Annotated in this window: 13 protein-coding genes; 11 read left to right on the top strand and 2 right to left on the bottom strand. The window is 52.9% G+C overall.

Annotated elements, in window-relative coordinates:
- Positions 1 to 3 precede the first annotated feature (3 nt).
- Both FCS97_RS09845 and FCS97_RS09850 read left to right on the top strand, forming a co-directional pair.
- Positions 4 to 1,401, top strand: coding sequence for an ABC transporter permease (locus tag FCS97_RS09845; RefSeq protein ID WP_138518274.1), 1,398 nt, complete (start codon positions 4 to 6; stop codon positions 1,399 to 1,401).
- Positions 1,402 to 1,405: 4 nt separating this feature from the next.
- Positions 1,406 to 3,250, top strand: a complete 1,845-nt coding sequence (locus tag FCS97_RS09850; RefSeq protein ID WP_138518275.1) for an ABC transporter ATP-binding protein — start codon at positions 1,406 to 1,408, stop codon at positions 3,248 to 3,250.
- 7 nt (positions 3,251 to 3,257) lie between these two features.
- On the opposite strand, the gene FCS97_RS09855 is transcribed toward FCS97_RS09850, so the two are convergent.
- Together FCS97_RS09855 and gloB are read right to left on the bottom strand one after the other, a co-directional pair.
- A complete protein-coding gene (locus FCS97_RS09855; protein ID WP_171035257.1) occupies positions 3,258 to 4,505 on the bottom strand; it encodes a transglycosylase SLT domain-containing protein in 1,248 nt (415 codons plus the stop codon).
- 164 nt (positions 4,506 to 4,669) lie between these two features.
- Positions 4,670 to 5,443, bottom strand: coding sequence for a hydroxyacylglutathione hydrolase (gloB, locus tag FCS97_RS09860; protein ID WP_138518277.1), 774 nt, complete (start codon positions 5,441 to 5,443; stop codon positions 4,670 to 4,672).
- Between gloB and FCS97_RS09865 the strand changes: the two genes are divergently transcribed.
- The 9 genes from FCS97_RS09865 (at position 5,434) to FCS97_RS09905 (ending at position 20,780) form a co-directional block, all read left to right on the top strand.
- Positions 5,434 to 6,252: a class I SAM-dependent methyltransferase gene (locus FCS97_RS09865; protein ID WP_138518278.1), complete on the top strand. Its 819-nt coding sequence runs from the start codon at positions 5,434 to 5,436 to the stop codon at positions 6,250 to 6,252. The two genes, gloB and FCS97_RS09865, sit on opposite strands and share 10 nt — an antisense overlap.
- A 33-nt stretch (positions 6,253 to 6,285) precedes the next feature.
- Positions 6,286 to 6,726: a ribonuclease HI gene (rnhA, locus tag FCS97_RS09870; protein ID WP_212746482.1), complete on the top strand. Its 441-nt coding sequence runs from the start codon at positions 6,286 to 6,288 to the stop codon at positions 6,724 to 6,726.
- Positions 6,723 to 7,445 carry a DNA polymerase III subunit epsilon gene (dnaQ, locus tag FCS97_RS09875; protein WP_138518279.1) on the top strand — a complete coding sequence of 241 codons (723 nt, stop codon included), beginning with the start codon at positions 6,723 to 6,725 and terminating at the stop codon, positions 7,443 to 7,445. The genes rnhA and dnaQ overlap by 4 nt, the downstream gene beginning before the upstream one ends.
- Positions 7,446 to 7,457: 12 nt before the next feature.
- Positions 7,458 to 9,755 carry an AsmA family protein gene (locus tag FCS97_RS09880; RefSeq protein WP_138518280.1) on the top strand — a complete coding sequence of 766 codons (2,298 nt, stop codon included), beginning with the start codon at positions 7,458 to 7,460 and terminating at the stop codon, positions 9,753 to 9,755.
- A gap of 80 nt (positions 9,756 to 9,835) precedes the next feature.
- Positions 9,836 to 11,575 (top strand): patatin-like phospholipase family protein, encoded by a 1,740-nt coding sequence (locus FCS97_RS09885; protein WP_171035258.1) that lies wholly within the window; start codon positions 9,836 to 9,838, stop codon positions 11,573 to 11,575.
- A gap of 30 nt (positions 11,576 to 11,605) precedes the next feature.
- Complete coding sequence (locus tag FCS97_RS09890) at positions 11,606 to 12,385, top strand: 3',5'-cyclic-nucleotide phosphodiesterase (RefSeq protein WP_138518282.1); 780 nt, start codon at positions 11,606 to 11,608, stop codon at positions 12,383 to 12,385.
- A gap of 18 nt (positions 12,386 to 12,403) precedes the next feature.
- Positions 12,404 to 14,044, top strand: a complete 1,641-nt coding sequence (locus FCS97_RS09895; protein WP_138518283.1) for a ShlB/FhaC/HecB family hemolysin secretion/activation protein — start codon at positions 12,404 to 12,406, stop codon at positions 14,042 to 14,044.
- 11 nt (positions 14,045 to 14,055) lie between these two features.
- Positions 14,056 to 19,314: a two-partner secretion domain-containing protein gene (locus FCS97_RS09900; RefSeq protein ID WP_138518284.1), complete on the top strand. Its 5,259-nt coding sequence runs from the start codon at positions 14,056 to 14,058 to the stop codon at positions 19,312 to 19,314.
- A gap of 11 nt (positions 19,315 to 19,325) precedes the next feature.
- Positions 19,326 to 20,780: a FecR family protein gene (locus FCS97_RS09905; protein WP_171035259.1), complete on the top strand. Its 1,455-nt coding sequence runs from the start codon at positions 19,326 to 19,328 to the stop codon at positions 20,778 to 20,780.
- The last annotated feature ends 13 nt before the right edge of the window (positions 20,781 to 20,793 follow it).

The raw sequence follows: 20,793 nt of genomic DNA on the forward strand, positions 1-20,793 counted from the left end.
TCGATGATGCCTACTTTCTTGCTCACTGATGTGTTGATCTGGCTGCTGGTATTTGGCGTGCTGGCCTATGCTCGCAGTGTGGTTAAAAGTCCGCTTTCCCGTGCCTCTTGGGGCTTGGTGTTTCAATCGAAAATTGCCAGCGCAAGCCTGGTGGTGTTGCTGTTGGCAGTGGTCATCACTTTGCTCGACAGTATTCACCTTCGCCTGAATGCCGAGCAGCAAAGCCGTTATGCCAGCCCGATTATTTCTGTGCTGGATGTGGCCTTGGGCCCATTGGCCTATGAGCGTGAAAAATCCTATTCCGCGCCTTTGGCCACCCGTGCACTGAGCAAGGAAACCATGGAAGTGGATGGCAAGCCGGTGCGCGATTACGCCCGTTTGCAGTTTGGTGGTGCGCACTTGCAAGATGAAAGCCTGAAAGGGCAAGACCTGTTGAAGCGTGCTTACCAAGGTGCGCTGGGCGGTGCCGTGTTGTGGGCTTTTTTCCTGGCAGCGCTGTGGACTATTCGCCGGGCCATGGCCGATGCTGAACATCAAAATACCATCAGCGTGTTCACAGGCAGCGGGGCCTATCAGGCAGTGGTGTGGACCTTGTTTGTGCTGTGTATTCTGGGTGGCGTGCTGTGGAAGTGGGCCGAGGCCTACCATGTGTTGGGTACCGACAAGGTGGGTGTGGATGTGCTCTACATCGCTCTTAAAGGCCTGCGCACAGCCATGCTGATCGGTTTGCTTACCACCTTGCTCACTTTGCCCGTGGGCATTGCAATGGGCTTGGCCGCCGGGTACTTCCGGGGTTGGGTGGATGATGTCATTCAATACATCTACACCACCCTGAATTCAATTCCATCCGTGCTGCTGATTGCCGCAACGGTATTGATGTTGCAGGTTGCACTGGATGCCAACCCCGAGGCGTTCGCGTCCTCGGTTGAAAAAGCAGACCTGCGCCTGTTCTTCCTGTGTGCCATTTTGGGGCTGACCAGTTGGACAGGGCTTGCACGACTAATTCGCGGCGAAGTACTTAAAATGCGCGAGCAAGACTACATTCTGGCAGCAAGGGCAAGTGGTGTGTCCAGTGCAAAAATTCTGTTCTCGCATTTATTGCCCAATTTGATGCACCTAATTTTGATTGCCATGGTGATGGACTTTTCCGGCTTGGTGCTGGCCGAAGCTGTGCTCAGTTACGTAGGTGTGGGCGTGGACCCCAGCACCTTCAGTTACGGCACCATGATTAATGCGGCACGTCTTGAACTAAGCCGCGAGCCCATTGTGTGGTGGAGCCTGGTGGCCGCTTTCGTATTCATGCTGTTGTTGGTGCTTTCGGCCAACCTGTTTGCCGATGCAGTACGCGATGCCTTCGATCCCCGCGCGCGTCAGTTGAAACAATCTTTGGTGAGGGTGTAAGCGTATGAGTTTGCTCAACATCCACGGACTTACAACCCGCCTGGCCAGCGAAGCCGGTTGGGTGCATGCGCTCGACGATATTTCACTGGCCATTGAAAAAGGCCAAACCTTTGCCTTGGTGGGCGAGTCGGGTTGTGGCAAGTCCATGACAGCCCTGAGTATTGCTCGACTGTTGCCAGACAGTGGCGCAATTGTGGCCGGACAAGTGAGGTTAAACGAGAGTAGTGCAGGTGCAAATTCAAACAGCACCGATGTGTTGCGCATCAGCGAAACCGCCATGCGCACCTTGCGCGGCAAGCGCATTGCCATGATTTTCCAAGAGCCGGGCACCAGCCTGAACCCGGTGATGACTGTGGGTGATCAGCTGACCGAAATCATTTGCCTGCACACAGGCGTCAGCAAAGCACAGGCTTTGAAAGAGGCCGAGGAATGGCTTGCCCGGGTTGGTATTCCTGAGCCGCAAAAACGCTTGCAACAGTATCCCTTTGAAATGTCGGGTGGGCAAAAACAGCGGGTCATGATTGCCATGGCCTTGAGCGTGAAGCCCGATCTGTTGATTGCCGACGAGCCAACTACGGCACTGGATGTGTCCATTCAGGCCCAAGTGCTCGACTTATTGAAAACCCTGCAACGCGAGCAGGGCATGGCCATGTTGCTGATTACGCACGACTTGGCGATCGTGAAACAAATGGCCGACACGGTGGGGCTGATGTACGCCGGCCAACTGGTTGAAAAAGCCAGCACTGCCGAGTTTTTTGCTGCACCCCGTCACCCTTACGCACATGCCTTGGTCAAGTCGCTACCTAGCCAGGCCCAGCGTGGGCAGGCTTTGTATGCATTAGAGGGGCGAGTTCCCTCGCTGGTCAATCCAAAGCCGGGCTGTCGCTTCGCTGCCCGCTGCATGCATGCTCAGGAAAATTGCAGCCAAAGCACGCCGCAACTGCTCGCAGCCACTCAAACCCATGCGGTGCGTTGTTTCTACCACGCCGATTTGTCTTTCACAAAGCCAGGCACAGGCAGCACCAACTTTGGCAGTGCTCATTTTTCAGGAACCAGCGCCAGGGCGGTGTTGCAAACCGTGTCCCTGTCGGTCGCCTATCCTGAAAAAGGTGGTTTGCTGCGCAAACACTTCAAACCTGTCCTGAACAAGCTCGACCTCACCTTGCTGCAAGGCCGCACTGTGGCTTTGGTGGGCGAATCCGGGTCGGGCAAAACAACAGCGGCTCGTGCCTTGTTGGGCCTGTTGGGCAGCAATGCAAAAGTGGGGGGCGATGTGTTGATGGAAAGCCGCCCGCTGAGCCAGTGGGCCGAGCGTGGCCCCCAAGGCTGGCGCTCGAAAATTCAATTTGTGTTCCAGGACCCCTTTGCCTCGCTGAACCCGCGCCATCGAATCGCTGAAATTCTGGAAGAACCTTTGCTTAGTTTGCGTCCCGATCTGGATGCGGCAGCTCGAAAGGCGCGAGTGCTCAAGGTGATCGACCAGGTCAGCATGCCCGAAGAAGCCTTGGCCCGTTTTCCACATGAATTCTCGGGTGGGCAGCGCCAGCGCATTGCAATTGCGCGCGCTCTGGTTTCAGAACCCAAAATTTTGATTTGTGATGAACCCACTTCCGCACTGGATGTATCGGTTCAGGCGCAAATCTTGAATTTGCTAAAACGCTTGCAAACCGAAACTGGCGTGGCCATGCTGTTCATTACGCACAACCTGGCGGTGGTTCAGTATTTGGCTGATGAGGTGGTGGTGCTAAGGCATGGTGAGGTGGTTGAGCGGGGTTCGGCAGAGCAGTTGTTTGCCAACCCGCAACATGCCTACACCCGCCAGCTTATCGATGCTGCGCCCGTGCTGTAAAACCGTATCAGGATTCCCAACTGCCCGGTTTTGGCGTGTGAGGAATGCTCAATTTCATGCCGGGCTTGATCAGCTTTTTTTTGCCCAATCCATTTTGCTGTTGCAAGGCCTTTACGCTTACATCAAACCGCTGGGCAATTTCTCCCAAGGTGTCACCCTTTTTCACGGTGTAGCTGCGTTGGGGTTTTGGCGGCTTGTACTGTTTCAGGCTGGCCTGAATTTTTGCAGTGTACTCAACAGGCACCAGCAGTGTATTGCTGTGGGCCGCGTACAAAACAGGCTGGTTCAAGCCGGGGTTCAGTTTGCGAATCAACTCAAGTTCGACACCGGCCAGTCGTGCAATCTCTCGAAGGTCAACATCCGAGCTGCGTTTGATTTCTGCAAAGTAAGGTTTGTTTGGAAACTTCGGCAAGGTGGTTCCGAAGCGTTCCGGGCTTTGGATCAGGTTTTTAAGCGCCTGCAGTTTTGGAATGTAGTGTCGTGTTTCAAGGGGTAACTCAAGGTTGTCCAGCGTCGGCTCCAGGCCTGCCTCTTGGGCTTTTTTAATTGCCCGCAGTATCGAACCCTCTCCCCAGTTGTACGAAAGCAAGGCCAGGTGCCAGTCGCCGTGCATGTCGTACAGATAAGTGAGGTAGTCCAGCGCAGCGCGGGTAGACGCCACTAGGTCACGACGCTCATCCACCCACTTGTTTTGTTTCAAATCAAACTGACGTCCCGTGCTCGGAATAAACTGCCACAAACCCTCGGCCGCCGATGGGGAACGTGCGTGTGGGTTGAACTGGCTTTCGATGAAAGGCAGCAAAGCGAGTTCCGAGGGCATGCCACGCTTCGCGCATTCCTGGGCAATGAAATAAATGTAGGGCTCCGAACGCAACAACATGGTGTTGACCATGCGTTTGTTTTTGATGAGGGCACGTTCCCGAACCTTTACGGCCTGCGTTTCAAGGTCAGGTATCGAAAAGCCTTTCCGAATGTCGGCCCACACATCACCCGGTTCCTCGGCAAAGTCCAGTGTGATCAGGTCCAGCGGGCCGGACATCTTTAATTCAAGGCCCGGGTTGGGGGCCACCAGGCCGAACAGTTGAACTTCCTCGTTGTCAGCGTTGAATGCAATTTCGGCTTGTTGCGCATTGGCCAAGGCCAAGCCGGGCCCAGCGACAACACCCGCCAGAATGGCAAGCGTTGCCTTGAAACGACCGACAGTGGCCGTTTTGGCAGAAGGCTTGATTCCATTTTTGAACGAGTCGGATTTCAAAGAGCTTGGGTGCCGGGCAGGGCAAAGAGCGAGACGAAAGTGCATCCTATGTTGAAGTTTTGTGTAGGTCAATCGAGAGTTGACCCACGCCCCAGCCCGGGTGATACCACTTGAATTATTTCAAATAAGTGTGAATGTGAAAAATTGTTAACTGATTATTGCAATCAGAATTTGTCTTTGGCCTCACGTATTTGTTTGAATTCAATGGGGTTTGCTGCATTCATAAACAAATTGCTGAGCCGCTCGACACCCAGCGTTGTCGGAATAGTGCTTAAGCCTTGTTCCCGGATTCTGCGTACTTCAATTTCCCGGGCTTCAATATTTTTGGAGCCGGGTGAATAAGCCCGCGCGAACCGCAAATTGGATTCGGTGTACTCGTGCGCACAGTAAACGCGGGTGTTTGCAGCAAATTGATTGAGTTTTTGAAGTGATTCGAACATTTGCTGAGGGCTGCCCTCGAACAAGCGCCCGCAGCCACCGGAAAACAGTGTGTCGCCTGGAAACATCCACACCTCGTCGCTCTTCATGGTGTCTTTAAGCTCGATCACGTAGGCGATGTGGTCCAGGGTATGGCCCGGTACTTCCAGAACTTTTGCGACCAGGCAGTGCACATCCACAGTGTCGCCCTCCCGGACTGGGCGATTGATTTGTGCAACCCGTCCGCTGCCCGGGCCATAGACCGGCAGGTCTTTGCCTGCTTTGCTCAACAGCGCATCAATTCCCCCCACGTGGTCCATGTGGTGATGGGTGATCAAAATACCGCTAAGATGATAGCCATGGGCATCCAGAAAATCCTGAACCGAATTGGCACAACCCGGGTCTACCACCATGCAGGCTTTGCTGGGTTCATGCACGATCGCCCACAGGTAGTTGTCCTGAAAGGCCGGGATACCATAGACCGACCAATTCGAAACTTGAGAAGACTTGAATGATTCCATCTGAACCCCTGAACGACTTGAGTACACAACAAGCCCAAATGTTAGCACTCGATGCCTGGCTGAACACGCCAGCGGGCCGGTACTTCACAAGCCGTGAGCAGGCCTGGATCGATTCAGTGGTGCCCGACCTGTTTGGTTTTCGGGCCGTGCAATTGGGCACCCGGCTGGTCGATGGCTTGAAAGAAAGCCGCATACCCCACAGGGCTTATGTGCAGCAGGGTTTGGTGGCCAGCAAACCCGATGGGGTGGAAGTGATTACGCCCGATTGTTTTGCCGAGTTTGAAGAATTGCCTTTCGAGAGCCAATCGCTCGACATGATCGTGCTGCCTCATGTACTTGAATTTTCCGAAGACCCGCACCAATTGCTGCGAGAAGTTGAGCGGGTATTAATGCCGGAAGGGCGGGTGGTGATCACTGGTTTTAACCCCATGTCGTTGTGGGGCTTGCGGCATGCCGCCCTGAAACGCTGGGCGCCTGTGTGGCCGAAAGGTTGTGAGCCCATTCATTTAAGCCGCCTGAAAGACTGGTTGAAGCTGCTTTCCTGTGAACCCGAGTTTGGCCGTTTTGGCTGCTACCGTTTCCCGGCCTTCACCGAAAGTGGCTTAAGCCGCATGGGATTCATGGAGCATGCAGGTGATCGCTGGTGGCCGGTGTGTGGTGCCGTGTATTTTGTATGTGCGGTAAAAAGGGTGCGTGGCATGCGGCTGATCGGCCCGGCATTCAAAGACAAAAAAGTATCTTCACGCCAACTGAAACCCATGGCCAATAAGGCGCTGAATAAAACACCTACAATAGGCGACCGAGGATAAGGCCAACAGGACTGAATTGTGAGTGAACAAAGAATTGCCAGCGTCGTGATGTATGCCGACGGGGCGTGCAAAGGCAACCCGGGGCCAGGTGGCTGGGGTGTGTTTTTGCAATCGGGTGACCATGCCAAAGAATTGTGCGGCGGTGAATTGAACACCACCAACAATCGCATGGAATTGACGGCTGTCATTGAAGGTTTGAATGCCCTGAAAAAACGTTGCAGCATCGACGTGTACACCGATTCGCAGTACGTGCGTAAAGGAGTATTGGAGTGGATGCCCAAGTGGAAAATGAATGGCTGGAAAACCTCGGACAAAAAGCCGGTGAAAAATGCCGACTTGTGGCAAATCCTGGATGAAGCCAGCTTGCGTCATTTGGTGCGCTGGCACTGGGTGAAAGGCCATTCCGGCAACCCCGGCAACGAGAAGGCAGATGCCTTGGCAAACCTGGGCGTAGAAAAGGCGATGAAACAATGAGATATGTAGTTCTGGATACGGAAACAACTGGCCTGGAAGTTCGGCAAGGCCACCGCATTATCGAAATTGGTTGTATTGAGGTGAATGGACGGCAGGTAACGGATCACCATTTTCATCAATACATCAACCCCGAGCGCGAGGTGGATGAAGGCGCTTTTCAGGTGCATGGTATTTCCGATGAGATGCTGGCTGACAAGCCCAAGTTCAAGCAAATTGCCAAAGATTTTCTCGATTTTGTGCAAGGCAGTACCCTGATCATTCACAACGCGGCATTCGACATCGGGTTTCTGGATGGCGAACTTGAACGCCTTGGTATGGGCAAGATGGCCGATTACGTCGACGGCGTAATCGACTCCCTGGGCATGGCGCGTGAAATGTTTCCAGGCAAACGCAACAACCTGGATGCACTTTGCGACCGCTTGGGTGTGAACAATGCGCACCGTCAATTGCACGGCGCCTTGCTTGACTCGCAAATTCTGGCCGAGGTTTATTTGGCCATGACACGCGGGCAGGACAGCCTGGTGATCGACCTGAATGCACAACATGATGATGACGGCGTGGAGCGAATCAAACTCAGTGCGCTGAATTTGCCCGAACCAGAGCCGACTGAAGAAGAATTGGCCCTGCACCAAGCCTATTTGGCAGACATCGAGAAAGCGGCCAAGGGGCCAAGCGTGTGGAGCACGATCAGCCAGACCACGGACGAACAAGCAGCTTAAGGGAGGTACGCCATGAAAAAGGCGATTGCATGGGGCGTAGGCATTGTGGTGGGGGTGCCTATTGTGTTGGCAGCCACTGCAGCAATCTTGGTGAATACCATTGACCAGCAAGCCTTGCTGAACAAGGCCAGTGCGGTGGTCAAGGAAAAGCAGCAACGCGACCTCGCCTTCACTGGTCCTGTGCAGCTCAAGTGGTTTCCTTCCATTGGTGCCGACCTCAACGGTGTCACGCTCTCTGAATTTCAAAGCACAGATCAATTCCTGAAAGCTGACAAAGTCAGTATTTCACTGGCTTTGCTGCCCTTGCTCAGTTCTGAAGTGGTGGTCGATGCGGTTCAAGCCAGCGGTGTGACCGTGAACGTGGTGAAAAATGCGGATGGCAAGTTCAACTTCGATGATTTGAGCAATCCCGAGAAAAAAGACGAACCCCAAGCCGAGCCTGAACCAACTCAGCAAGCCGGTGAGCAGGCACTGAATTTCTCGGTGGATTCGATCGCGCTTGAAAACCTGAATGTGAGCTACCAGGACAAGCAGGGCGGGTTGGAAGCTTCGCTGAACAATTTTGCGGTGCAAAGCGGCCGGATTGAACCGGGCGTGCCCACTGACATCGCACTGAAAGGCAATGTGAAAGCCAACAAGCCACAAGCCGATTTGAATATTGATTTGAACACCCGCCTGGAGTTTGGCTTGGGTGAAAACCTGTATGCCAATTTTGAAAACCTTAAATTTGCTGTGTTGGGGCAACTGGATCAACAGCAAGCCGATGTGAATGTGCAGGCGAGCACGCTGAATGTGAACCCGAATACCTTGGAAGTGAAGGCCCAGGCTTTGGATGCCAAGGCCAAAGGGCAATTGCCCGGTGTGGGTGCTTTCGATGTCAGTTTGAATTCGCCCTCGCTTGAACTGAGCGAAACAGTCGCTCGAGGTGAAGCATTCAATTTCAAGGCAGATTTAAAGCAAGCCACACGCAGCATCAATGCCACGCTCGATTTAACCGGGCTGCAGGGAAATTTAAAACAAGCTGTATCGGCCGCCTTGAACACCACGGTGAATTTGGTGGAGGGCGAGCGTACCGTGAACTTGAAGCTGGCCAGCCCCATGAGCCTGAACATGAAAAGCCAGTTGATCGAGTTGGCTGCATTGAGCGGGCAACTGAATGTGAAAGACCCTGCCTTGCCTAAAAAAGAGGCCAGCATGCCCTTGGCAGGAAGACTGTCAGTCAACAACACCGAGAAAACCGCCGAGCTGGATTTGAATTCGAAATTTGAAGCCACCAGTTTCGATTTGAAGGCAGCGGTAAAAGATTTCGCCAAGCCCGCAATTACTGCAGTGCTGAATGCGGACAAGCTCGACATTGATGCATTGCTGCCACCCAAAAAAGCGGCGGATGCCAACAGTGCGGGCAAGCCTGCGGAAACCGCCAAGGACACGCCAGTTGACCTCAGCCCGCTGCGTAGCCTGAATTTGGATGTGACCGCCAATATTGGTGAATTGAAGGTGTCCAATCTTCAGGCTCAGCAAGTGAAAACCAAAGCAGTTGCGCGCGGCGGCAAGCTGACCATTTCGCCGCTGGATGCACAGCTTTATGGCGGCTCAACCAAGGGTGTGATCACTGCCGATGCAAACACCCAAACCGTGACCGTGAACCAGAACATGACCGGTGTTCAGGTTCAGCCTGTGATCAAGGCGTTGCTGGACAAAGACATGGTTGAAGGCAAGGGCAATGTGGGCATCAATATTCGCACCACCGGCAATACCGTGAACCAGATGAAAGCCGCGCTGGATGGCAAGGTGTCTGTCAGTTTGCAAGACGGTGCGATCAAAGGCATTAACCTTGCCGAGAAATTCAGAAATGCCAAATCGTTGTTGACTTCGGGGTCCAACGCCACCGAGAAAACAGACACCACCAAAAAAACCGATTTCAGTTCACTGGCAGTGAGTTTCGACATTGCCAATGGTGTAGCCACATCCAACGATTTGAATGTCATGGCGCCTTTGTTCCGAATTGGAGGTGCCGGGCAAGTGAACCTGGTCAAAAACAGTCTTGATTACCTGGCCAAAGCCTCGGTGGTCGCAACCAGCACAGGCCAGGACGGCAAAACGCTTGATTCTGGTTTGAATGGTGTGACTGTGCCAGTTCGTTTGTATGGCCCGTTCACAGGCGTGCAATGGGAGTTGCAATTCAAGGAACTTGCCAAGGAAGCCGCCAAGGCCAAATTGCAACCCAAAATAGATGAGAAAAAAGAAGAGTTGAAGGGCAAAGCCGAGGAAAAAGTTAAAGACGCTTTGAAAGGCTTTCTGAATCGCTAAAAGGGGCCCCATGGGGGTAGGTGCTTTGCAGGTCAATAGTTTGTTACCATCAAGGCAAATTATTCTTACCACGGTGCCCCTTGTCCGAACCTGCTGACTTGCCAGTCATTGAGCTAAGTTATGCCATCGAGCTTTTGTCGAAAAAGCTCGAAATTCAGCCCACTGAAGCTGAACAATTAATTCGACTTGCAAGACTGGTTCGATTGCCCCGTGGTGACACCCTGTTCGAACAAGGCGACGCCAGTCTGCATTTTTACCTTTTGTTACAAGGCCAGCTGAAAGGGCAGCGTTTTCGTCCCGACGGTTTTCAAGACCTGACCCTTTCTTTTTTCCCCGGTGAAATGATTGGTGAGCTGGGTTTTTTTGACCAGGCGCCACGCACGCTTACCATTTCTGCCCGTCGAGACAGTGTTTTGCTTGAAATTGACCAAGCTGCCCTGGAGCAGTTTGGTGAGTTCAGTCGCTCGGTGTATCACCACCTGATCCGAATGCTCGTTTCCCGGTTCAAGCGTGAATTGGGCTACAGCGGCCCCTTGAAGCAACACCAATTCATTTTGTTTCAGTCTTTTGTTCGCCCTGATGGGTTCAACACCCAAGCCATTGAAGGTTTTCAGTCGGCCATGGCCCGGCATTGCGAGTTGCGTCGCTGGAAGCAGCTCAGTGACGTAACACCGTCTGCTTCGGTCAGTGCCAAAGACTGGGTGGTTGAAATGATCGAGACGGAACCCATGGAGGCATTGGACGACCGTTTGATCGAAGAACTCGATTGCATGGTGGTAATGCTGTGTGCAAGCACTCTGAATGATTCACGCAGTTGCGAATTGTTGAAAGCCCAGTTGAAGTGTGCCGACGACGATTTGCCTGTGTGGTTTGTGCTGGTTCACGAAGCTGCCTGGGTTGAGCAGTCGGTGGTTGAGCGCATACGCAGCAATTTTGGCAGTGGATTCAAGCTGTTGCATGTGCGGCGTGGTTACCATTCAGACAACGCACGCGTTGCACGGCATATTCTGGGTCTTACCTTGGGTTTGGTGCTGGGCGGTGGTGGTGCCCGTGGATTCGCGCATGCCGGTTTTTTTCAGGCGCTTGAAGAGGCGGGGGTGATTGTTGATTCTGTGGGCGGAACCTCCATGGGTGCGCTGGTCGGTGCGCTGATTTCCTCGGGGCGCTCGGCCGCAGAGGTCAGCAAGGCGCTGGCCATCAGTTTCAAGAAAGGTTTGCCATTCAAACTGACGGATTACTGGATTCCCAAACATGGTTTTGTCAAAAGCAAAGCAGTTGACGAGGTATACCGCAATGCGTTTGGAGACCTGTTGATTGAAGATCAGCCCATTCCATTTTTCGCCATCAGCTGCAATTTGACCACGGGCAACCAGTTTTTGTTTGAGCAAGGCCCTTTGTGGAAGGCTGTGCGCGCCAGCACCTCCATTCCTGTGTTCTTTGAGCCTTTCATGGCCGGCAGGCATGTGATGGTAGATGGCGCACTGGTCAACAATGTGCCGGTCGACTGCATGCGGGCCCGGGGTGCGCGACGAATTTTGACCGTGGATGTGGGGCTTGAGGAAGACATCACCGCCCACATGGCTGCCGAAGGCAATGCGCAAATGCCCACCATGATGAAATCGCTGATGCGTGTGATCGAATTGGGGGGTATCGAGAAATCAAGACAAGCCAAAGTCATCAGTGATCTGTATGTTCAACCCCCCATTGAACAGATCGGCTTGATGGAGTTTGAGCGCAGAGAAGAGATCGTTGCCTTGGGTTACGAGGCTGGGCGTAAGGCAATTCCGGATATACTGGGTTTGCTTCACAAAACTACATAACAACGCAGTCGTCATTTTTACGAGGCTTTGATGCAAAAACACTCTACCGTAGAGGTGTTGGGTTGCAGCGGCAGTATCGGTATTCCCGGACAAGGAACAACAAGCTTCCTGATCGACAGCGACATTTTGATCGACGCGGGCACTGGCCTGTGCGAGCTTGATTTTGCCCGTCTTGAGCGAATTGAGCATGTCTTCATCACACATTCCCATCTTGATCACATCTGTGGCCTGCCTTTCCTGATAGATACGGTGGGTGTTGGCCGTGAACGCCCTTTGAAGGTGTACGCCACCCCCCCCACAATCAAGGCCTTGCGGCAACATATTTTCAATGAGGAAATATGGCCTGACTTTACAAAAATTCCGAATGCAGAAAACCCGGTACTGGAGTATGTTGAAATACAGCCGGAAGAAGAACTGGTGTTCGGTGAGCGCAGAATTACCACTGTTGAGGTGGATCATACGGTACCTGCCGTGGGCGTTTTCCTGACAACTCCCACTGGTGGGTGGTGCTTCTCTGGAGATACGCACCAAACAGACCGGTTATTCACCCTTATCAACCAGACAAAAAAGGTGGATTATTTCTTTATTGAGGCTGCTTTTCCTGACAAGGAGAAATGGCTTGCAGATTTGGCCAAGCATTTGTGCCCAAGTTTGTTGTTTGGTGAGCTTCAAAAATTAAACGCAGCATGTGAAATCTGGATCAGTCACCTGAAACCCAGAGAGCACGACCAGATTCAAAAAGAGTTACAGCAGTATCCGGGAACCCAGCCGCTGCGCATTCTATCGGCCGGAATGATTTTTAACATTTAACGGTTACACAACATTTCTATGACATTCAAACTTTCCGCAGTCGCCTGTGCAGTGGTGCTGTTGGTCAATTCGCATTTGCAATTTGCGCATGCGCAAACTTCGCCTGACAGTGCGCCCGGTTCCCAGTCCAACAGCGACCCATATCAAGAACCCAGCTTTGCCGTGTCCGGGTTTGAAGTAGTGGGGCCAGAACTGGTTCCGCGCGAGCAGGTAATGGCTGTGCTCAGCGGCTTCTCGGGACGGGAAATAACTTTTTCCGATTTGCGGGCCGCAACCGTTGCGGTAGAGCAGTTGCATGCCGAGGCAGGTTACGAAGTTGTACGCGTGTTGATTCCGGAACAGGAAATCAATCCTGGCGAGAAACTCAAGCTGCAAATTGTGGACGCCCGGCTTGATGTGGTCACTGTGGCGGGTAACGACTACTTCACCTCAGAATCCATTCAAGAAAGTTTGGTGGTGTTGCAGCCTGGTGCCTTGATCAACACCGTGGACATGGACAAAAACCTGCGATTGATCAACGACAACCCGGCAAAAATTGTTCGCGTACGCCTGGAGCCCAGCGACAAACCCGGCTTGGTGGATGCAAAGGTACAGGTGTCCGATCAAAATCCCTTGGCAGCCTATTTGACTCTCGACAACTCAGGCACCAATGCGACGGGTGACTTCCGCATGGGCCTTGCCCTGCAACACAACAATGCATTCAACAAAGGCCACATGGCCTCGTTTCAATATGTCACTTCTCCGGGCCGTTGGTCCGATGTTGAAGTGTTCGGCTTGAATTACAAAGTACCCTTTTATGGTTTGAACTCATTGCTGGAAATGGCTTATAGCGATTCCAACGTCGATGCAGGAAACTTGAGTGTGGGGTCCAGTTCTGTGTCGGTGGCAGGTGCCGGTACCACGGCGGCTATTCGTTGGGTGAAGCTGTTGGACCGCTTGGCCGGTTTTGACGCAAGGCTCACGTTTTCCCATGAAATCAAGGAATTTGTAAGTCAGGTACAACTCAACGGTTTTGGCCCCAGTTTGGTGCCGGAACTGGAAAGCAGGCCGGTGGGCGTGTCTTATTCCATGACCGAGGCGCTGGACTCCCGCCAGCGGGCATTTCAAATTGGCTACTTCAAAAATTATGTAACTGGTGGTAACAATTCCACCGCGCAGTACCAAATGACCAACCCGGCCGCAGAGGCCAATTTCGATGTGATTCGGGCCAACGCCAGTTGGTCTGAACAGGTCATGCCCGGCTGGCGCTTGACTGCACAGCTGGATGCGCAGCACACCGATTACTCATTGATTCCCGGTGAGCAGTTTGGCGCGGGTGGCGTTTATTCCGTACGTGGTTTCGAGGAGCGTGTCATTTCTGCAGACCGGGGTACACGGCAGTCGCTCGAGTTGATGGGTCCGAATGTCAGCAAAACTTTCGGCACATTGTTCGAACGTTTACAGTTTGTGGGCTTTGTGGATGCGGCGCAGTTGAAATTCAACAACCCGGTTTTTGGTTCGCCTGTTGAACCACATTTGATGTCCTACGGTGTGGGCGCGCGTTTCGCTTTCTCCCCCAAACACCAGTTTCGAGTTGACATAGCCAAGGTTGTGTCAGGCGTGCCTATTCAACCGCATGGTGATGTGATGTTGCACGTCACTTTTGCCACTTCCCTGTAAGGAAAGACACCATGAAATCCAATCGTCTTTCAAGCCCCCGTTTGAATACCCAGTTTCGTCGCAAGGCCGTGGCTTTGGGCGTGGCCATGGCCATTGCCAGTTCAGCGTATGCCAACCCCACCGGCATGTCGGTGGTTGCAGGGCAGGCCACCGCGCAAACCATTGGCAACCTGATGCAGATTACCAATACGCCAGGTGCCATTCTGAATTGGCAGCAGTTCAACATTGATGTGGGGCAAACCACGCAATTTATTCAGCAAAATGCAGCCAGCCAGGTATTCAACCGCGTTACGGGCGGCGATGTGTCACAAATTCTTGGCACCCTTCAAAGCAACGGGCAAGTGTTTTTGATCAACCCGGCCGGCGTGTTTTTTGGCCAGGGTGCCGTGGTCGACACAGCAGGCTTTTTGGCCAGTACCTTGGCCGCGTCCAACACCGATTTGTTGAATGGGCATTTGAAATTCAGCGATTCCACTGGCACAGCGGGTGGCATTGTGAACCAAGGTAGTTTGACGACACACTCGGGCGGCTCTATTGTTTTGTTGGCCCCCAGCATTGAAAACAGCGGCATTATTCATGCCGAGGGCGAGGTGCTTTTGGCTGCAGGCCACAGCGTCACGATTGTGGACATGCGGCACCCCACTATCGGCCTGACTGTTGCTGCCAAAGACGGCGACAAAGCTGTGAACCTTGGTCAAATCATCAGCAAAAATGCATCCCTGTTTTCGCATTTGGTGAAAAACAGTGGTGTGGTTGAAGCCACGGGTGCACAGGTGGGCGAGGGTGGTGTTGTTCGTTTCATCGCTCAGGGCGATGCATTGATAGGCGGGCAGGTTCTCGCTGAAAGCGCGCAGGGTAAAGGTGGTGAAATTGACATTACTGGCGAACGCGTGGCGGTGCTGAGCGGTGCCCGAATTTCTGCGGATGGCGCCACAGGTGGCGGTACCGTGCATGTGGGTGGTGGCTGGAAAGGGCAAGACGCCAGCCTGGCCAATGCGCAACAAACCGTGGTGCAGGCCAATGCCCAAATTTCTGCCAACGCCACAGCCAATGGCAATGGCGGTGAAGTGGTGGTGTGGGCTGATGGGCACACAGCTGTAGATTCTGAAGTGCAGGCCAAGGGCGGTGCTTTGGGTGGCAATGGTGGTCGTGTAGAAACCTCAGGCAAGCAAAGCCTGGCAGTCAGTGTGGCTGCGAATACATCGGCAGCCAATGGTGAGGCAGGGCAGTGGTTGATCGACCCAGCTAACCTGACAATTGTGGATCAAATTCCGCAGGGTGGATTCGACCTTGAACAAAGCCAGCAAAGTCCATTTTTCTCCACAGACGACATCAACTCAACCTTCTCTCCCACTGAATCATTTTTGCTCAACAGCACGGTGGTGGCGGGTTTGGAGAACAATGGTTTTGTGCAAATTTACACATCCGGTACACAACCCGGAGACGGTAATCTGACCATCTCAGCCCCGATTCTGATCGATGAGAATTTTACGCAGAGTTCGGGAATCAACCCTTTGCTGTTTCTTGAGGCCAAAGGCGAGATCAATATCGATGCAGCGGTGGGTTTGAATCCCGGTCAGCTGGCGTTTGATGGCTTTGATTTGAACTTAAGCTACGACATTGCCAAACCGGTTTACATCGATGCCCCGCTTTTTTTGGGAAATTCCGGCAGTTTGATTTTGTCGCCCTATGATGTGGGTACTGCCATGCCCACCAACACACCGGGACAGTTGCCACTTGATGGGGTGAACTTGCTTTCCGGCATGAACAACACCGGTTCAAGCGGCCCCTTGTTACTGAATCAAATTACGACAACAAGTGCCATCGCCACCGATCCCATGACCGAACAAAATTTGAATGTCGGGCCTGGAAAAACAATCAAACTGAATGTTCTGGGCGCAAATCTTCAGGTCAATCAACTGAGTTTGTTCGGCATCGAGACCACGCCTCTCACCGACATTCGGGTTGGGGTCGACAATTTCGATCTGCCGTCTCCAATTCAAGGCAATCTTCAGTACAACCAGTTAGATGCCAACAACCTGACCGTGGATGCTGGCAGCACGGTGTCTACATTCACCCTATTTGATCCCGAAGTGTCATTTGATTTGAATCCAAGCACCAACTTGAATCAATTGACCTCTAGCGGCAATGTGAACTTCAACGGTGGCTTTAACCAAATTGCTGAAATTGATACCAATTCAGGTACCCTGAATTTCCTGAGCAGCGAGGGCAGCAGCAGTTCACCTTTCGGTTTCTATCAAATTGGCGATATTGATGCTGGCACGGGAACTACCATTAATTTGGTGGGATCCAGCCTGTCCTACCAAAAGGCGGTGCTGAATGGAACCTTCAATGTGATGCCTGGCGAATTTGGTTCTTCTGCCTCATTGAATGCGATTGACACTGATCTGAATGGAAGTATCAATTTTGCCCCGGGTTTTGCTAATGCAAGTTTTCAGGCGCTCGGTATGGGCGCCAATTCACGAATCAATCTGTCGGCGGGTTCCTATCTTGAGTTGGGAAGGGCATTCGCATCGTCCTCATCGGGTGTAACACCAACCGTTCCACCCAAGCAGCAAGGCGCTTACATTTCCAGCACACAAGGCCAATTTGTTGCCCAACAGGGTGCACGCATCGTCATGAACGGGGCTGCCTCGGATGACTTTTTCTTCTCAGAGCCTCCCCTCCAAACTGCAAGTTTTCCAGGTTTCCCATCGGGTGGTGCAATTGTAGACATCACGGGTCTGGATGGTCGCCTGGACGCGCCGGTCACAATTGAAGTCAATGGTTTCCTGAATTCCATTCAAACCGGTACCGAGAATTTTGACTTCAATTCTGAAAGTGGTCTGGAAACACCCATCAACACCCTGGTGATTGAATCAGCCAACATTCAGGTGAATGCAGGTGGTGAAGGAAGTTCACTGAGAATTGGTGAAGTTCAGTTTTCCGAGACGCTGAACTCTGATTTTGAGGCAGTGGTGGATCTTGATTTCAATGGGTCGTTAACTGTGAACTCAGGCAGTGTTCGCCTTGAGGGCAAGAATGTCTCAACCACGGACGGTAATCTGACCGTAAATGGCCCCAGCGCCTTGATTGAATTGTCTGGTGACTTCACCTCGGCTGATTTGTTCAATGTGAACCGCACAAACGGTGGTCTATTGGCTGCGGAAGGTTTGTGGGACAACAGTGCGGTTAACGCCGCCAATGCGGCAACGTCTGCACCATTGAGCAAAGGCGATATTCTGGTCGGTGACGACCTGGCGGTTACGGGTGGCTTGCTCACCAGTGCAGGCACTGCCAATTCAATCAATATTGCGCCAGATGGCTTCCTTGAACTTCGCAACACTGAAGTAAGCTCAACCATCAATGTATCGCCCACCGCTGGCGTTTTACTGGCAACTCAAGACGAAAATGGTGCACCAGTAACGCCGGCAGTACTGAATGGTGCCAACATCAACATGGGTGGCGATTCCTTCCTTATTGTAGAAACAGATGCAGCAGGTGTGGCCAACTTGAATGGCACAGCCACAATCAGCTCGGGCACACAGGGCAATCTGATTCTTGCCGGTCGCCGGGCTTACGACCCCATGGCGGTGGACTCAATTCCTGATTCCATGACCCTGAATGTCGGCAGTGGAATCACGCTCAATGTGACGGGTGACGCAGCCAGCTTGCCCGAGGCACTCCAGTTTTACTATGCTCAACCGGGCGCAGTTCAGCCAGCCAGCAGACCAGTTTTTCTGGTGGGTCAATTAACGCCAGAGGTAGTGGCGATTGCAGAGTATGAGGATTTCGACGGATTCTCAACACCTGTCACCACAGTGCTTTCTGGCTTTGCCAATCCGTCTTTTGTGATCGACGGTACAGCCGATTCGCAGACCAGTGGGCTGACCTGTTCAGTGTCTGATTTCTGCGTGAAGTTTGATGTAAGTCAGGCTGTGAACTATTCAGGGCTGGTAATGACCTCACTGGGAGAACCAGCGCCAACCCTGGCCAACAGCGGAGTTGCCTTTGCCCCCGGTGCCGATCTCAGTGGTTTGCGCTACGCATTCCAAAGCATTGACGAGATCCGGTTCATGATGGGTTTGAACATCGTGAACATTGCTGATCTTCAAAGTGGTCGCCGCATTGTCAACGGTGCTTCTTCTACTGTGCGCTTGGGGCCCAATCAGGCCAACGAGACAATCGCCAACAACATTGAAAACAATGGTTTGGTTGAACTGCAAGGCAACTACACCTTCAGTGGTTTGCTCACTGGCACGGGTACGCTGAGCAACAGCGGTAACTTGGTACTCACCAACAACACGGGTAGCCTGATCCAGAACAACATCATGAACAGTGGCTCCATCAGCAACACTGGTGCGTATGTTCTCAACGGCCTGGCCTCATCTGGCACAGCAGGCTTTTTCAACAGCGGCAGCTTGACTTTCAATGTGGGCCAGTTCTCCTTCGGTAGCGGAGGCTATGTTCAGACCGCAGGCAATCTTAATGTGCAACCCGGCGCAGTCCTGAACGGCAATGTGAATATCAACGGCGGTGCCTTGCGCGGGTTTGCCAGCATCAACGGCAACTTGAATGCACAAGGCGGTCGAATTGTTCCTGGCGCGTCTCCAGGTTTGATGACGGTGAGCGGTGATTTGAATCTGGATGCGAACAGCATTATCGACATTGAAATTGCCGGTAACGGAGGCGTGCAGGGCACTGATTTCGACTGCATCATTGTGCAAGGCAATGCCAACCTGGCGGGGCAGCTGAATTTGATCGATATTTCCGAGGGCACTTTGACCGTTGGAGGACAGTACGCCTTCCTCGAAGCCAACACCATCAACGGTGCTTTCGCCGGTGTAGCAAGTTCACCAGCCAGCTCGGCCTACACATTTTCTTCCCCAGCGGTGGCCAACGCCCTGAATGCGCAGCAAGCGCCGATTCAGCAAATGAGCACATCCACGGTTGCTTTAAGCTCACCGCCACCTGTCATGCCAGAACCAACCTCACCCACCAGCCCGACTACCCTGACTCAAACCACAGGTACTTCGGGCTCAACTGTCGGGCAGAACTTGAACCAGGCTTTCACGCCCACTTCGACGTCTACGTCCACAACTTCGACCAGGTCCAGTGGCGCCACCACCACGACCACTCAACAGGAAAAGCAGGCTGTGACAACAGCGAATCAAAGCACGGGCGGAACAACATTCTCCCAGCAGTCCAATGACATTGAGTTGAAAACCACGCAAAGTAATCCACAGCGTGCTTCGGCGGTGTGCAAATGAGGACCCACAACATGCATCAATTATTGGCCCTTGGACTTTTCGCCTTTGCAATAACAGGCAGCCACACCGCATTGGCCCAAAATATTCAATCCAAAGACCTGGCACCTGCGGGTGCTGCGTCATCAAGTCAAGCAGCCAAGGCGGTTGTTGGTACCATCAAAGTAGTCACTGGCCTGGTCAATTTGCAAACTGCCGAGGGCAAAAACAAATTTGCCAGTGCGGGTACCAAGTTGAACGTGGGCGATGTCATCAACACCCAGGCAAAAAGCACCACGGTGCTGGAGTTTATAGACACCACGCAGGTGGCACTGCGCCCAAACACGCGCTTTGTGGTTGAAAATTATGAGTACCAACCCGAGCAACCGATTGCCGACAAAGCTGAATTCAAACTGGTCAAAGGTGGCTTGCGTACCCTGACCGGTTTAATTGGCAAACGTGGCAGTGCCGATGCATTTGCGCTGAAAAGTGAAACAGCCACCATTGGTATCCGTGGCACCGATTTCTCCGCTCGAATTTGCAAAGGCAATGAGTGTAATCGTTTGGCCAAAGGCGAGGCTGAAAAAGCCACAGCAACAAATACCTCCACAGCAGATGTTGCAGGGCGAGTCTCTCAATTGACTGGTGAATCGTTTGCTGTGTCTGCGGAAGGCAAACGCCGTGCTTTGCAAAAGGGCTCGGCTGTGTTTGCCGGGGAAACCGTCGATGTGTCTGAAGGGGGTTATGCGGTGCTCAGCATGGCTGACTCCACTCGCCTCACTTTGCCGGGCGGAAGCTCCATGCAAGTGGCTGCCTATCGTTACGCGCCTGCATCACCACAAACCTCAGTGGCTTCGTTCAAGTTACTGAAAGGGGCTGTGCGTGCAGTAACTGGGGCAATTGCCAAAGCCGAACCCAACAACGTGAAGTTTTTCACTGAAACCGCCACAGTGGGTATTCGGGGTACAGCGGTGGATATCGCGTGTACCTCGGTTTCCGGTGGTTTGGTGGTCTGCTCCGGCGGTGCGAACCTGACGGTTGAGCTGCGAAACGGACAAATCGTGGTGACCTCCGCAGGCGTGAACTCAATCATCGATGCCGGGCAATCTGCGGTCATTCCAGCAGGTGGCGTGAACATTCAGGTGATTAATTCTCTGACAAACGTATTGGGCAATGTACCCAATGCAGGGCCTTTACCTGAAACAACACCAGCGAATTTCGAAACGCTGTCGTCTACACCGGTTCAGTCACTGACTCAGGGCAGCGGTTCTTCCGATGAAGGTTCCCAGTTGTTTGTCGCTGTGAACGACGGCACCATTGTGATCAGTAACTCCAATCAGGCGCCGCTCGAGGTGAACCGGGGTGAAGGTGCATTTGTTCAAACTCAAAGCAATTTGCCGCCGCAATTGTTGACAGCTCCGCCCGATGTGATTGTTCAAGACATTACGCTGTCTGCCCCGCCATTCTCGGCGCCCCAGTGTGCGCCCTGATGGTAGGTAAGGC

Source organism: Limnobacter alexandrii (assembly GCF_005871185.1).
Taxonomy (GTDB): domain Bacteria; phylum Pseudomonadota; class Gammaproteobacteria; order Burkholderiales; family Burkholderiaceae_B; genus Limnobacter; species Limnobacter alexandrii.

Coding starts and splice junctions, on each gene's coding strand:
- FCS97_RS09845 (WP_138518274.1), top strand. CDS start 4: ATGATGCCTACTTTCTTGCTCACTGATGTGTTGATCTGGCTGCTGGTA.
- FCS97_RS09850 (WP_138518275.1), top strand. CDS start 1,406: ATGAGTTTGCTCAACATCCACGGACTTACAACCCGCCTGGCCAGCGAA.
- FCS97_RS09865 (WP_138518278.1), top strand. CDS start 5,434: ATGATTCCATCTGAACCCCTGAACGACTTGAGTACACAACAAGCCCAA.
- gloB (WP_138518277.1), bottom strand. CDS start 5,443: ATGGAATCATTCAAGTCTTCTCAAGTTTCGAATTGGTCGGTCTATGGT.
- dnaQ (WP_138518279.1), top strand. CDS start 6,723: ATGAGATATGTAGTTCTGGATACGGAAACAACTGGCCTGGAAGTTCGG.
- FCS97_RS09880 (WP_138518280.1), top strand. CDS start 7,458: ATGAAAAAGGCGATTGCATGGGGCGTAGGCATTGTGGTGGGGGTGCCT.
- FCS97_RS09890 (WP_138518282.1), top strand. CDS start 11,606: ATGCAAAAACACTCTACCGTAGAGGTGTTGGGTTGCAGCGGCAGTATC.
- FCS97_RS09895 (WP_138518283.1), top strand. CDS start 12,404: ATGACATTCAAACTTTCCGCAGTCGCCTGTGCAGTGGTGCTGTTGGTC.
- FCS97_RS09900 (WP_138518284.1), top strand. CDS start 14,056: ATGAAATCCAATCGTCTTTCAAGCCCCCGTTTGAATACCCAGTTTCGT.
- FCS97_RS09905 (WP_171035259.1), top strand. CDS start 19,326: ATGCATCAATTATTGGCCCTTGGACTTTTCGCCTTTGCAATAACAGGC.